This is a genomic window from Paenarthrobacter sp. 10L420 (genome assembly GCF_056395385.1).
In genome coordinates this window covers 19,039-32,688 of the sequence record NZ_JBFTJK010000032.1, presented here as the reverse complement: position 1 = coordinate 32,688, position 13,650 = coordinate 19,039, and the positions used below count along the sequence as shown (strand labels likewise).

Annotated in this window: 16 protein-coding genes; 9 read left to right on the top strand and 7 right to left on the bottom strand. The window is 62.6% G+C overall.

Annotation, left to right across the window (positions count from 1 at the left end):
* From AC1DD5_RS24450 to AC1DD5_RS24435, 4 genes are all read right to left on the bottom strand, one after another.
* Positions 1–2,022, bottom strand: a 2,022-nt coding sequence (locus AC1DD5_RS24450) for a DUF222 domain-containing protein (protein ID WP_477522978.1), incomplete at its 3' end; no start/stop codon positions are given.
* Between the two features lie 75 nt (positions 2,023–2,097).
* Positions 2,098–2,595: a DinB family protein gene (locus tag AC1DD5_RS24445; protein ID WP_477522977.1), complete on the bottom strand. Its 498-nt coding sequence runs from the start codon at positions 2,593–2,595 to the stop codon at positions 2,098–2,100.
* Positions 2,592–3,041: a VOC family protein gene (locus AC1DD5_RS24440; protein WP_477522976.1), complete on the bottom strand. Its 450-nt coding sequence runs from the start codon at positions 3,039–3,041 to the stop codon at positions 2,592–2,594. The genes AC1DD5_RS24445 and AC1DD5_RS24440 overlap by 4 nt, the downstream gene beginning before the upstream one ends.
* A 35-nt stretch (positions 3,042–3,076) precedes the next feature.
* Positions 3,077–3,844: an SDR family oxidoreductase gene (locus tag AC1DD5_RS24435; RefSeq protein ID WP_477522975.1), complete on the bottom strand. Its 768-nt coding sequence runs from the start codon at positions 3,842–3,844 to the stop codon at positions 3,077–3,079.
* Positions 3,845–4,008: 164 nt separating this feature from the next.
* On the opposite strand from AC1DD5_RS24435, the gene AC1DD5_RS24430 reads away from it, so the two are divergent.
* Entirely contained in the window at positions 4,009–4,698 is a 690-nt protein-coding gene (locus AC1DD5_RS24430; protein WP_477522974.1) for a hypothetical protein, read from the top strand.
* Positions 4,699–4,715: 17 nt separating this feature from the next.
* Here the strand turns inward: AC1DD5_RS24430 and AC1DD5_RS24425 are convergent, their stop codons facing one another.
* Positions 4,716–5,228 (bottom strand): GNAT family N-acetyltransferase, encoded by a 513-nt coding sequence (locus AC1DD5_RS24425; RefSeq protein WP_477522973.1) that lies wholly within the window; start codon positions 5,226–5,228, stop codon positions 4,716–4,718.
* Positions 5,229–5,401: 173 nt separating this feature from the next.
* Between AC1DD5_RS24425 and AC1DD5_RS24420 the strand changes: the two genes are divergently transcribed.
* On the top strand, positions 5,402–5,659 hold the full coding sequence (locus AC1DD5_RS24420; protein WP_477522972.1) for a helix-turn-helix transcriptional regulator: 258 nt from the start codon (positions 5,402–5,404) through the stop codon (positions 5,657–5,659).
* Positions 5,660–5,689: 30 nt separating this feature from the next.
* On the opposite strand, the gene AC1DD5_RS24415 is transcribed toward AC1DD5_RS24420, so the two are convergent.
* Positions 5,690–6,121: a hypothetical protein gene (locus AC1DD5_RS24415; protein WP_477522971.1), complete on the bottom strand. Its 432-nt coding sequence runs from the start codon at positions 6,119–6,121 to the stop codon at positions 5,690–5,692.
* A gap of 270 nt (positions 6,122–6,391) precedes the next feature.
* On the opposite strand from AC1DD5_RS24415, the gene AC1DD5_RS24410 reads away from it, so the two are divergent.
* The 7 genes from AC1DD5_RS24410 to AC1DD5_RS24380 all read left to right on the top strand — a co-directional run bounded on the left by AC1DD5_RS24410 (position 6,392) and on the right by AC1DD5_RS24380 (position 11,230).
* Positions 6,392–7,129: a GAF and ANTAR domain-containing protein gene (locus AC1DD5_RS24410; protein ID WP_477519122.1), complete on the top strand. Its 738-nt coding sequence runs from the start codon at positions 6,392–6,394 to the stop codon at positions 7,127–7,129.
* Positions 7,130–7,211: 82 nt separating this feature from the next.
* Positions 7,212–8,585: an MFS transporter gene (locus AC1DD5_RS24405; RefSeq protein ID WP_477522970.1), complete on the top strand. Its 1,374-nt coding sequence runs from the start codon at positions 7,212–7,214 to the stop codon at positions 8,583–8,585.
* A gap of 98 nt (positions 8,586–8,683) precedes the next feature.
* Positions 8,684–8,911, top strand: a complete 228-nt coding sequence (locus AC1DD5_RS24400; protein ID WP_477522969.1) for a hypothetical protein — start codon at positions 8,684–8,686, stop codon at positions 8,909–8,911.
* 59 nt (positions 8,912–8,970) lie between these two features.
* Positions 8,971–9,306, top strand: coding sequence for an ArsR/SmtB family transcription factor (locus tag AC1DD5_RS24395; RefSeq protein ID WP_477522968.1), 336 nt, complete (start codon positions 8,971–8,973; stop codon positions 9,304–9,306).
* Between the two features lie 24 nt (positions 9,307–9,330).
* The gene (locus tag AC1DD5_RS24390) at positions 9,331–10,311 is read left to right on the top strand and encodes a TIGR03086 family metal-binding protein (protein WP_477522967.1); all 981 of its coding nucleotides are present in this window, start codon (positions 9,331–9,333) and stop codon (positions 10,309–10,311) included.
* A gap of 46 nt (positions 10,312–10,357) precedes the next feature.
* Positions 10,358–10,696 (top strand): YciI family protein, encoded by a 339-nt coding sequence (locus AC1DD5_RS24385; protein ID WP_477522966.1) that lies wholly within the window; start codon positions 10,358–10,360, stop codon positions 10,694–10,696.
* A 78-nt stretch (positions 10,697–10,774) separates the two neighbouring features.
* Positions 10,775–11,230, top strand: coding sequence for an SRPBCC family protein (locus AC1DD5_RS24380; protein WP_477522965.1), 456 nt, complete (start codon positions 10,775–10,777; stop codon positions 11,228–11,230).
* A 66-nt stretch (positions 11,231–11,296) separates the two neighbouring features.
* Here AC1DD5_RS24380 and helR read toward each other — a convergent pair whose 3' ends face one another.
* Positions 11,297–13,528: an RNA polymerase recycling motor ATPase HelR gene (gene helR, locus AC1DD5_RS24375; RefSeq protein ID WP_477522964.1), complete on the bottom strand. Its 2,232-nt coding sequence runs from the start codon at positions 13,526–13,528 to the stop codon at positions 11,297–11,299.
* Positions 13,529–13,650: the final 122 nt, after the last annotated feature.

Genomic DNA, 13,650 nt, shown 5'->3' with positions numbered 1-13,650 from the left:
GTGTGACCAGTAGGTGATGTGGTGGGCTTCGCACCAGGGGGCGGGCATGGTGCAGTCGGGGAAGGCGCAGCCGCCGTCGCGGGCGGTGATGGCTTTGCGGATGTGGGGTGGGAAGATCCGGGTGGTGCGGCCGATGTCCAGGACGCGGGAGTCGCTGCCGAGCAGGACGGGGAGGATATCGGCGTCGCAAGCGATTTTGCGGATGGTGTTGGGGTGCATCGGGCCGACGAACGTCGCGGTCCCGGAGCTGAGCCGGGGGTGGTGCGGGTCAGATCCTGTAGTTCCGGGCGTCTGTGGCGGGGCCGCGGCTGTGCGGGTTGTGGTGGTGTTGGCTGCCGTGCCGGTTGCGGTGGTGTTGGCCGCGCCGTTGAGTTGTTGGAACAGGTCGCGCACGTTGATGTTGACCGTGAGCTGGGGGCGGAGTCCGCCGTTGGCTGGCAGTTTCCCGGTGGTCATGGCAACTGCGCAGGCTCCGACGAGTCCGTCGAGGAGTTTCTGGGGCCGGAGACGCCGGTCCAGGTCCGGGCCCGTGGTTTCGTTGTGCCCGGTGGCCTCGTTGTTACCGCCGCCGCTCCCGCCGCCGCTCCCGCCGCCGCTCCCGTCACCGCTCTCGTCGCCTTCGCCAATGGCATTGCCGCCGCCCTCGCCAGTGATGTTGCTGTGTCCGGGAATGAGTCGGGGGTTGGTGGCGACGTTCATGGCGGTGGTGAGTGTTTCGTATTGTTCGGCGGTGGCGAAGATTTCGATGTGGTGGAGCCCGTGGCGGCGTCGGCGGCGGAAGAACGCCCCTTGGAGTTGGCGGAGAACTTCCTCGGACGGTTCGGGACCGTCTTGGTCGATCGAATCGACCCAGCGTTTGGCCATTTTGGTGACGAAGTCCGGGTCGGTTTCCACTGCTGTTGCGGTGAGGGCGTGTTCCATCCGGGTGAGGATGTCGTCGTCGGCGAGGAGGCGTACTTTGTCCAGGGTGGCGCTGATGATGGTCGCGGACCGGGTGGGTATCTGTGTGGTTTCGAGGGCTTGGGCGAGGATTTCGCGGCGGGGCGGGATCTCCTGCCCGGCGATTCCGGTCCGGGGGAGGACCTGGGAGGCCAGGGCGAGGCGGCGAGTTGCTTCGCCTTTGCTGATCCGCAGGCTGGCGCGGAGGAATTCCGCGGCGTTCCGGTAGCCATCATCGGCCACGGCAGCGGCGTCCGCCGCAGTAACAACTACTACTGCCGAAGCCACAACACCTGGCCCCGCAGTAGTAGCGGATCCAGCAAAAACCCCGGCCGAGTCCGAGCCTGTGGTTGCGGGGTCGGTCCAGCCTGTCTGCCATCCCGTGCCGGCGGCGGATGAGGGCCGTGCCTGCTGGGCTTGGGTGCGGGTCCGTTCCACGGCGTGCGCCGCGATGACCTGCAGGTATTCCACGGTGCGGGCGATCTCCTCCAGCCGCCCGGCGAACCCCGCTGCCTCGGTAAAGCCGAATGCCAGGGCTCCGGCCACAGTGGCGGAACGCAGAGATTCCAACGCCTGAGCGCTTTCAGCCAGCGCATCACCAAGTCCCAGCGCATGCTCAAAACCCGGCGCATGCTCAAAACCCGGCGCATGCTCAAAACCCGGCGCATGCTCAAAACCCGGCGCATGCTCAAAACCCGGCGCATGCTCAAAACCCGGCGCATGCTCAAAACCCGGCGCATGCTCAGGTACTGGCGCATGCTCAGGTGCCAACGCAGCCCCAGGTGCTGGCGCATCCCCAAGCCCCCGCGCATCCTCAAGTCCCGGCGCATCCTCAAGTCCTTGGGTAGGAGGCTCGACGTCAGGGACGGCTTCATCAGGGTCTGAGAAGGGCAGGGGTACAAGGCCGCGAAGCAACGCAATGGCCCTGGCGTTCTCCGAACCGGGGACTGCCGCCGTCGGGCTTTCATGGGCCGCCAGCTCGTTGGCAGGAACGGTGTGGCTTCCTCGGGGAACGCGTCGGGGGCGCAACGCGACGCCAGACATCGCTGCCCGACGCGCCAACATCTCCCCAATACTTCCCATGAATAAACCCTCTCACCAGGGTCTGACATTTTTAGCTCGACCTGGTTTGGAATCAGGAAATACGGGAAATGGCGGCTATTTGCTCGTGACTTGCTCCCGCAGAATGTCCGCGTGGCCGCAGTGCTGTGCGAGCTCCCGCAGCATGTGCAGATACACCCAGCGGAGGGGGAGCGGTCCACGTCGATTCCCGAGCACGAGGTCGTCCAGCCCCAAATCCGAAGCAGCCAGCCGTGAGGCCTCGCACGCTTCGCGATGTGCCTGCTGAATGCTTGCGATGGTATCCGTGTCGTCAAGGATGAACGATTCGTCAGGCGTAGCCGGGATGCCGATTTCGCTCCGGGACCGGCATGAGATGGCTTCATCGAACCACACCTTTTCCACAACAGTGGCGTGCTTCAGCAACCCTAAAAGCGTTGTTCGCGAAGGAACCAACGAGCGCCGCGCTTGCTCCTCCGTTAGCCCGTCCAGGGACTCGTAAAGTGCACGCCGATGCTCATCAAGGAACGCATCGAACTGGGCCCGGACGTCGTGGTTGATGACATCTTCAGCGAAGGTTGGCGGAAAGACGCTCATCCGAAAACCACCGCGCCGTCGTCGTCGATTCTCCAGCCAGGGTTGTGCGCGATCTCCCAGACGATGCCGTTCGGATCCTTGACGTGGCCGTGGAAAATGCCCCCGAAAGCGCTGGCCTGGGCAGGCTTCAGCATAGTTGCACCGGCCGCCACCAAGGCGTCGATCGTGCTGGACACCTCTGCCGCACTATCGACATTGTGCGAAAGCGTCACGCCGCTGACGCTGCTCGTCGGAACGTCGCTGCCCGTCGGAATGTCCCTGTTGAGGTCTTGGTCGAACTTTTCAGCATCGAACAGGCCAAGCATCAAGCCCGGTCCGACCTGGAAGAAGATGATCTCTCCGGGCACGCCCATGAGTGGATCCCAACCGAGCCCGTCCTTGTAGAACGAACGGGCTCGGTCGAGATCCGCGGTGGCAAACGTTATGAAATGCAGTCGCTGGTCCATACGGACATGCTAGCGACAGGGTACGACGGTGGGACTTAGCTCAGGTGCTGACGGGCGCCGTTGAGGTGGGAAGCCGGGGCCGCGAAGAGAGCAGAGACGTGGTCGCCAAGCTCGTTGACGTGAGTGTAGCCCGGGAACTTGCGGTGCGGAGCAGCTGCTTTCATGGCGTCGTCCAGCAGGGCCTTGACCACGAACACCACTGCGGCCGATGTCTGTTCCTTGGGCTCGGTCTTGTGGCCGGACTGGGCTGCCTCGAAGCCATCTGCAACACCGAGAACCCAGGCTTCGGACGCCGCCTTAATTGCCGAGTAGCTGGCGCCGGACGCTGTGGGCTTGGCAGCAGCGACAGCCGAAACAATGGCCAGACGTCCCCGCGGCGATGCTTCCAAGTCGGAGTAGAACGCACGCGAGGTGTTCCGGAGCGTCGTCATGATGCTGGTGTGCAGGACGTCCCAGTCTTCGTCCTTCTGGCCGACGATTCCCTCGCCGCCACGCCAACCACCCACAAGGTGGATAAGCCCATCCACGGATCCGAACTCGCTCCTGACGGAACCTGCCAGGGCCTCGACCGATTCCGGGTCCGAAAGGTTGCACGTGTACGGCACCACACCGTCGTGCGAGGCCGCGAGTGCTTCGAGGCGCTCGGCGTCAAGATCGACGGCGGCCACACGGGCTCCCAGGGCAACAAGCGAGCCGACCACGGCTTGCCCCGCCGCGCTGGTGGAACCCGCAACGACGACGGTGAGAGGCTGAGTAGATTCGGTACCGGATGCCACATCGTTGTGGTCACTCGTGATTTGCAATGTGTGTCCTTCCAAAGGGAAAAGCTTGTCAGAAGGAGCCTATCGAGTGGTCCAGACTGGCTTATCAATAAATGGGTTGAGAGTAAGAATCTCTCATGCTCACACGCCGCTGACTCAGTTCAAGCCCACGGACGAGGTGGGCCTGGAAGTGGGAGGATGAATCTGTGGAACACCTCTTCGACTTCCTTGGCAGCTACTGGTGGCTCATTTTCCCTATCGGCGGGATGGCCGGTGGGTGGGCACGGTCGTGGTCCAAAGCCAGTGAGGAACGCCATCGCCGCAAAGTGGAGTTGTACAAGCTGAAGAACCAGCTTGCGGTGCACGAGCAGGCCAACCAAGCCGAGGTTGTCTCGTTGATGGCAACGCATGATGCCGTGAACCATAAATGGCTGGACTACGAACTCGACGTTGGGAAGCTCATCGACTACCCACTGATGAGTGACGTGCGCGAACCCCTTACGGTAGCTTTCCTGCGCGCCAAAAAGGAAGCGGATGGTATGCGGCCGGCCGCACCCCAGGACATAACGACGCCGGCCCGGCTGGCTGAGTATCGTGCTGCTGTCCACAGCTTCGAATTCGCTTTTGATGTGGCCGAACGCGAAGCCAGGCGCATCAAGGACAGCAACTTCACAGGGCCCGAACGTCAAAGACTGGCAACGGCGAGGAAGCTGCTGCGGATTGCAGAAGACTCCGCAGCCACCCCGGCAGAGCGGCAGACGGCGTACAAGCGTGCGCGCAAGGAACTCGACGGCCTGATCGTCCTTCCGGAAGCGACCCTTGCAGCTCTCGAAGCCCGAATCGCTGGAATGCTTGGCGCCCGACAAGACCCTGACACAGACGCGCGGATCGCTTGAACTCGGCCCAAACTAGGTCAGGAAGCCACGGCGTTCAGCTCAATCCCCATCACTATCCGAACGATTGAGCCGTCGACGTCCTCTTCCAAGTGAGTCATCCCGATGTGTTCGGCCACCCGGCGGGAGGCGATGTTGTCGGGATGGATGATGGCCACGAGGCCTTCGACCCGGGCTACGTCGCGCGCAAAATCAACGCAAGCTTGAGCAGCTTCCTTGGCGAAGCCTCGCCCCTGGAGGTCCGATCGCACGTGGTAGCCGACTTCCAGCTCGCGGCGCCCGTTCACTGTTTGCCAGGTCAACCCACAATCGCCCACAAAACCGCCGTCGTGCGTTTCCAGAATCCACAACCCATACCCATCGCGGACGTAGTTGGCCAGGTTCCAGGCGATCCAACCTGCCGCTTCTTCCCGTGACTTCGGAGCCGGGTAGTAAGCCATGACCTGAGGATCGCCGAGCATGTCGGCCATAACCTCAAGGTCGGCCGGCGTCATCTCACGGAAGCGTAGCCTGTCCGTATCGTCAGGAACCATTTCCACAGCCTACGCTCCACCCGACTTGGTGCCCTGAGTCTTACCGTTCCCCTATCTTGCTCGAACTAAGCACATGATCCGGTCCGTGTCGCAGAAATTGAACTTTTGCTGTTCTTGTCAGAATGTTCATGTTCTTCAACAAAGGCTGGCTCCCAGACGGTTAGTGTCAATCCATGGAACAACCGTCTGAAACAGTCTGGTTTAGAGCCTTCGATGCCAAGTCCTTAGGCTCAGCGATCAGGGGCGCACGGAGGGAGCAAAACCTGACGCAAGGTCAGTTGGCCAAGATGATCAAGGCGAGTCGTCACACGATCATTCGCTTGGAACAAGGCGAGAGCGTGTCGATAGAAACAGCCACAGCTGCCATCCGAGCGCTGAATCGGGACGTAGCCCTGATTCCGCGTTTCTCCCGGCTGCAGGTAAAAACGTAGCGCTCTACCGACACGCTTAGTGTTCGCGCCTCAGCCCCGACCCATGCCAGTCGACGGGTCCTCGTCACCTTCCGAGGGGTCTGCCCGGAGTTCGTCCGGGGTTCCGTCGGGCAGGCCTGCCGGTCCGGGGACGTCGCCCGATGCGGCGGGCACGTCGCGGTCCCCTTCCCGCTCCTGGTTCATTTCGCTATCGGTTACTCCTGCAGTGCTGGTTGTGGGTTCCTCGTGGGCCTCGCCGTCACCAGCCACGGCGAACGAGCGGCCCGACGTTGCCTCCGCCTGCTCTTCAGGCGTGTCCGAGTCCATCGCATTTGAACCTTCGCTGATGGAGGAGTGGACCTGGATGTCGTCGTCCTTCGCGCCGGGTTCGGGCACGTGTTGGTCGTCCACGGGATCGGAGGTGCCAGCCAGGTCTTCCATTGCGTTTTCGGCGGCCTTACGGATGCTGTCTTCAACGCCCATCAGAATGTCTCCTTTGCACGAATCGTCCGGTTTCCGGACTCGGATAATAAAGTAAGCCTACTTACTTTCCGTTCGATGTGACAGCCTGCCCGGATTGACAAAGTCGGTCGGGTTTGGTTCATGGATCTGCTGCTAAATGCATGTCGTGCCGCACTTTGTACCGTTGATCGTTGGACGATATGGTGTCTTCAGACCGTTTTGCAGAGGGCGGCGATATTCGCTCCTTTGCTGTCTGCTGGGGACGCTTTTCAGTCAGTAGGAACGTGCCACATGGTCAACCCCCGCCCCGAGCAGGAAGCTCTCCAGAATGGATATTTTCTGGATCTCGTCCTGGGTAGCGAAGACGTCGAGGCTTTTCTCGGCGATCTGGCTTCTTTCTCGGCAGAGAGCCTCTCACACCGCAAGTCTCCTGTTTATTGCGGCATCACAGTCCTTCGGCGCAAGAAATCCGCGACGGCCGCCAGCAGTGACGACCGGGCCCGGGTCATGGACGAACTCCAAAACACCTTTGAAGGCCCGTGCCTTACGGCCATGGACAAGCTGACCTCCGTCTTGGTCCCGGACCTTCTCCGCGAACACCGTTGGCCGGAATACGTCCAGGCCGCCTCCCATCAAGGGCTTCGATCCATCCTGAGCGTGCCGCTGCTGGTCGAGGGAGATACGCGCGCTGCCCTGAATCTTTACTCCGAGCGGACCCACGCGTTCAGTGACGATGACGTGGAACGCGCCGAGGTGTTCGCGTCGCACGCCTCCAAGTCGCTACGCCTCGCGCTGAAGATCGCCCAGCTCAGCGATGCGCGGAACGATCTTGCCGCTGCGATGCAATCGCGCACGGTGATCGACCTGGCCGTCGGCGCGATCATGGCGCAGAACCACTGCAGCCAGGAGGAAGCCTTCACTATCCTGCGAACGGCTTCGAGCAATCGGAACATCAAGCTGCGGCATTTGGCCCGGTCAATCATCGCCGCCGTGTCCTCGGGCAAGATTACGACGCACTTCGAGGAGTAAGGGCGAATGTCCGCCCGCGACGAATGTCCGCCCCGCGAACGCGTTTCGTAACCCGAAGCAACTATGGAGCAGACTTGGGTGGGTGACGACGAATAGACCCCGGCCCGGCCTCGCAATTGCTGCGCTGAGCCTCGGGACGGCGCTGAACCCGCTGAACTCGTCCATGATCGCGGTCGCGTTGGTAGTGCTGCGGCAGGATTTCGCGCTCGACGTCGCCACCGTTACCTGGGTGATCACGTCCTTCTACCTGGCGTCCGCCGCCGGCCAGCCGCTCATGGGCAGGCTCGCTGACCGCTTCGGGCCCCGCCGCTTGTTCACCTTCGGCATGGCCTTGGTCGCGGTCACCTGTGCCATCGCGCCCTTCCTTCCCAGCTTCGCTTTGGTGTGTGTGGCCCGAGCGCTGATGGCTGTAGGGACCGCGACTGCATATCCCTCGGCCGTAGTGATGGTCACCGAACTGAGCAAGCTCGCCAACCTGCCGTCGACTCGGCCGCTCGGCAGGATCCAGATGGCAAACACCTCGGCCGCTGCCGTGGGCCCCGTTGTGGGCGGATTGTTGGTGAGCCTGGTCGGCTGGCAGGCCCTGTTCGCGATCAACGTGCCAATCGCGCTGGTTGCACTCATTGTGGTGCACAAGGCTGCGCCGGCCGACTCCGGCCGCGAAACGGGCAAGCTGTCGGCGCTGATCCGCGACTCCGACATCCCCGGCATCCTCGCATTCGTCACGTCGCTCATGCTGGCGATGATGGCGCTGCTTAACGTGATACCGGCCTACCGCTGGTGGCTTCTGGGCGCTGCGACTGTGATCGGCGGGCTTTTCGCCTGGCGCGAGCTGCGCTTCCGGCCGCCCTTCCTGGACCTCCGCCTGCTGGGCAGGAACCGGCCGCTGCTGCTGGTGTATTTGCTGTTCATCGTTTTCAGCGGCGTCTACTACTTTGCCTTCTTCGGACTGCCGCAATTGCTGCAGGAGGCAGGTCATTACGACGCCGGTGTGGTGGGCCTGCTCATGCTGCCCCTTGCGGCGTTGTCGGTTGTGGTGACGCCACTGACGGTGCGGCTGATGGAGCGGTTCGGCGTGCGTTCCGTCCTGATCACAGGTGTGCTGATTCTGACTGTTGCGGCAGCGGGTTTGGGCGCGCTCACCTTGTCTCTGTGGGCGCCTTTGGTGTTTGTGCTGACCGCAATGATGGGCATTCCGTATGGGCTGGTGAGCACGGCCTCGAACCAAGGCCTCTATGTTTCGGCACGACCGGAGGACCGCGGAGTAGCTGCCGGAATCTTCCAGACCTGCAGGTACCTTGGCGCGATCACGGCAACCGTGCTGATTGGCGTTCTGTATGGCTCGGGTGTGAACCAAGCCAACTGGGGATTCATGGTGCTGGTGATGCTGAGCCTGAACGTGCTGGTGTTGGTGCTGGCCGTGATGTGGCGGAAGCCCACTGCGGACACGCGATAGAACAACCGAAGCAAAGAATCGGGCCTTCCGCGACATGTTCTGGCATTAACTCGTACTCACCACTGCAATAGTTACGCCCCAGATTGCAGGAGAAGTAAATGCTTGGACTCGAAAATACCCCGGAAATTCCTAGTGGCTCGCCCGCACCCGAATTGTGGCTGGTGCTGGTAACCATTGCCATTCTTGTGACTCTGGTGACGCTCGCCGCCGTGGTGGCTTCCCGCCTGGTGTTGCCACTCACAGCCTTGTTGCAACGACGACGGCATGGGGCAGGCCCGCGACATCGCAGCTCCCGCAAGGCGGAGCTGTTAAAAGGAAGGCACTAAAAGGAAGGCAACAGCCACTCCTCTTGCTTAATACGTTAGCCACCACTAACGTATTATTCGTGTTGGATGCCCTGGAGATAGCTGCTGAGCCCAATCGGCGTCGGCTGCTTCATCTCCTGGCTGGCAGCGAACAGGCGGTCAGTGACTTGGCTGCCCATTTCGAGGTCAGCCGATCCGCTGTTTCACAGCACCTGTTGTTGTTGGAGAAGGCGGGCCTGGTGATGGCCCGCAAGGAAGGGAGAAACAGGTACTACAGGCTCGATCCCCAGGGGATGGGCCGACTCCGTGATCTTGTTTCCCAGTTCTGGACCAACGAACTGGACCTTCTTGCATCCGATGCTGCCGCTCTTGCCCAAAATCGCGGCGGCCACCAGCTACAACAGCCCGACCACTAAAAACTTCCAAAGGCGAGGACGCACATGAGTTTCGACAAAACCATCCACCTGCCGGTCACAGCCGACGAGGCCTTCGCCCTCATCACCCAGCCTGAGCGACTGCGGCGCTGGCAAACGGTCGCGGCCCGGGTGGACCTCCGGATCGGTGGGGATTTCCGCTGGACCGTTACCCCCGGCCACAACGCGGCGGGAACTTTCCAGGAAATCGAACCGGGCAAGCGCGTCGTCTTCACCTGGGGTTGGGAGGGCCAGGATGATCTTCCCCCTGGAGCCTCAACTATCAGCATCACGTTGGAGCCGGACGCCGACGGAACGTCCCTCCGGCTGTTGCATGAAGGACTCACCGAGGAGCAGGAAACATCCCACGCGATGGGCTGGAACCACTACCTTGATCGTCTGCTGGCTGAGGCTTCATCGAAGGACGGCGCTGGCCGTGACGACTGGGCATGGGCGCCTGACCCCATCAACCAACTGAGCTCGGCTGAACTTTCTTTGGCCATCCTTCTTGGCGTGCTGCGCAACGTCGCTCCTGAGGACACAGCGAAGCCCACGCCGTGCGAGGAGTTCAACGTGAGCGAGTTGCTGGACCACTTAGCCGGGTCGCTGAAGGGCATCGGACGCGCGCTCGGAGCAGCACCTGTGGACCACAAGGACGCGTCGCCAGAGGTGCGGATCGCTGAGTTGGCCCAGCCCGCGCTGGAAGCCTTCAGCAAGCGCGGACTGGAAGGCACCGTCGATATGGGCTTCGCCGAATTGCCGGCAACCACGGTCGCCGGGATCCTGAACCTCGAACTGCTCGTCCATGCCTGGGACTTCGCCAAGGCGACGGGACAGCAAGTGGAGGTGTCCGACGTCGTCAGCGATTACGTGACGGAACTGGCCCGGCAGACCATCTCCGAGCAGGTCCGCTCCGGCGGCAGCTTTGCGCCCGAGCAGCCGACGGCGGAGACAGCCAGCAGCCTGGAACGGCTCGTAGCCTTCACCGGCCGCACTGTCACCCTCTAAAAACCCTTAGAGCCCAACAAACAAACAGCAGGAAAGAAGGACCATCATGTCCAAGTACGTTTTCATCTACCACGCACCCATGACCCCCGCAGAGGCCGCCCCGCCGTCGCCGGATGACATGGCAGCCGTCATGGGGGAGTGGAACGCGTGGGGTGCCAAGGTGGGCGATCGTCTGGTGGACTTCGGCACGCCGCTGGCCAACGGAGTCCGCGTGGCCTCCGATGGCAGCACGGCGCCCAGCCAGCGTGAAGTGGCCGGCTACAGCATCCTCGAAGCCGACAACATCGACGCCGCCGTTGAGCTCGCCAAAGTCCACCCGCACCTGAACATGCCCGGTGGCTGCGAAATCGAGGTTCACGAGGCGCAGGAGATCCCGGGAATGTAGCATTCGAAGAACCGGTCCCGGCACGTGCCCGCCGCTGATGGCAGCGGGCACGTGCGGATTCTCAGAAAGCGGAATGCGATGACAACCAGTCCAGATGGAACCGCCACCACCGTCAGTAAGACGTTCAGCCGCACCACCAAGGTGGCTACGACAATCGACGCCGACCCCGCCAGGGTCTGGCGCGTCTTGACCACCGCGGCCGACTACCCCCGATGGAACTCGACCATTGTGTCGTTGCAGGGCGAGATCAAACCAGGATCAAGCCTCCAGCTGGTGTCCAAGCTGGATCCAAGCCGCACCTTCAAGCTCAAGGTCAAGGAGTTCGAACCCACCAGCCGCCTCGTATGGGGCGACGCGCTGGGCAGCCGCGTCTACACCCTCACGGGTACCAATGGCGGACAGACTCTCTTTGAGATGAATGAACGCATCGGCGGACCCATCTTTCCACTATTTGCGAGCAAGATCCCATCCTTCGACTCGAGCTTCGAACAGTTCGCGGCCGACCTAAAAACGGCTGCCGAGGCAGCTCAATAAAACAGTCGACGACGGCGGCACTCCCTTGGGCGGGTGGCAAGACGCCTGCTGGGGTGCCAAAGAGTCTCAGCGGTCGCCGCGGGCCGGCTCGGCAGTGGACTTGGCGGTGGTCTCGGCAGTGGTGAGGATGACCAGCTGCTGGGTGGCCCTGGTCATCGCAACATAGCGGTCCACGGCTCCTTCGATGCCCGTCCCGAATTCCTCCGGATCAATCAAAACCACGAGGTCGAATTCGAGTCCCTTGGATAGCTCCGGCGCCAGCCAACGCAGGCGCGGCGACGCTGGTAGCGAGCCGCGTCCGGCGTCGTTCTTGCTGATGACGCAAGCGATTCCTTCGGCGTGTGCACCAAGCCACGAAGTGATGATCGAGTCCAGGTCCGCAGCCGTTCCGTGGATGACCGGGAGGTCGCTGCTCCGGATGGAGGTGGGGACGTTGGCGTCGGGGAGGGCGGCCCTGATGACGGGCTCGGCCTCCGACATGACTTCCTCGGGCGTGCGGTAGTTGATGCTGAGATGCGTCAGGTTCACGGTGCTCAGTCCTATGCGCTCCAGGCGTTCCTGCCAGGACTCAGTGAATCCGTGCCGGGCCTGTGCGCGGTCGCCGACGATGGTGAAGCTCCGCGACGGGCAGCGCTGCAGGAGCATCTGCCACTGGGCGTCGGTCAGTTCCTGCGCCTCGTCCACCACCACATGGGCGAAGGGGCCGGCGAGCTGGTCCGGGTCCGCGATCAACACTGACTCATCCATGAGCTTCTCCTGCATGTCCTCGCCGCGCAGCATGGACATGACCAGCATTTCGGAATCGTCCGCAGCCACGAGGTCTTCCACCACGCGGTCCATGAGCTCACGCTCGGCAGCGGCTTCGGCCTTCTGTCGACGCCTTCGCTTGGACGCCTCAGGATCACCCAATCGTTGCCGGGCTGCGTCCAGGAGGGGCAAATCCGACACAGTCCAAGCGTTCGGATTGACCCGCTGAAGCTTCCCCACTTCATCAGCATTGAGCCAAGGCGCGCACAAACGCAGGTACGCTGGCACCCGCCAAAGGTCAGACACCAGATCCGTGTGATGAAGCAGTGGCCACGCCCGGCTGAAGGCTTCCACGAGGTCCGGATTCTGCGCGAAGGACCGGCGGAGCAAGTCCTCGGGAACCTCGTCCGTATCGAACTTGTCTACCAAAATGGTGAGCAGTTCCTCCCAGACCTCCTCGCGCGCTTCATTGTGGGGAGTGCCTGGTGTTGGCACGTCGAAAGCCTCGGCCCAGTCGTCTGCATTGAGCCAGACGTCGGCCCAGGGTGTCTCGACTTCCAGACCCTCCTTCGGGGGTGACTCGTAGAACCTGACCGCCGGCTCGATTGCTTTCACCAGGTCAGCCGAAGATTTAAGCCGGGCAACCTCGTCGGCCTCAACTGCAGCGTCGGCTCCCTCCGGCACTAGGTCCCGAAGGGTGCAGGTCTGCACACCCTCTTCGCCCAGGCTGGGAAGGACATCTGCTACGTACGCCAGGAACGGCCGGTGCGGGCCAACAAACAGGACGCCGCCCCGGCGATGACCGAGGCGAGGGTCGGAGTAGAGGAGATACGCGGCGCGGTGCAAGGCGACCACAGTCTTACCTGTACCGGGACCGCCATCGACCACTAAAGCACCCCGGGACGATGCGCGGATGATGGCGTCCTGATCCGCTTGGATGGTGCCCAGCACGTCCCGCATCCGCGCCGAGCGGCTGCTGCCCAGGCTGGCGATGAAGGCTGAAAGGTCTTCAAGGGCAGCCGTGCCGCCGGACGGATCTGCGGAGGCCTGGTCGGCGGTGGCCGGGTCCGCGGTGAAAACCTCGTCCCAATAGTCGGTGATCCGGCCGCGGGTCCAGCGATAACGACGGCGGGCGGCCAGGCCCATGGGGTTGGCGTGCGTGGCTCCGAAGAACGGCTCGGCCGCGGGGGAGCGCCAGTCGATCAGGAGCCTGCGGCCGTCACTGTCCGTGAGGCCGAGTCGCCCAATGTAGAGCGGTTCCGTGTCGCCGGAAGGGACTACGCGGCCGAGGCAGAGGTCGAGTCCGAAGCGGCGCAGTGCACGCAGTCGACCAGTGAGCCGACGGGTTTCGACGTCCTTCTCCACTGCCTCCTGGCCGAAGCGACTGGGGGCTTTCCGTATGGCATCGAGCTGATCGGACAGCTCGGAAATGGTCTGCTCGAGGCTTTCAGCGATGGCTGCGAAGTGATGCTCATCGGCGGCGATCAGGGCTGGATCTGCTTTGGGCGCGAGGTGCTCGGGAAGGTTGAACGCGCTGGTTGTGAGGGGCACGTTGTTAGCTCCTTTCTGGGCTGATGGCGCCGGAACCGCGCGTTCTGAAACAGCGCGTACTTCCGGCGTCGGCTCTCAATTTTGCAGCAACCCCCAGGCCTTGCGGCAAGCCCCCCAGTGCC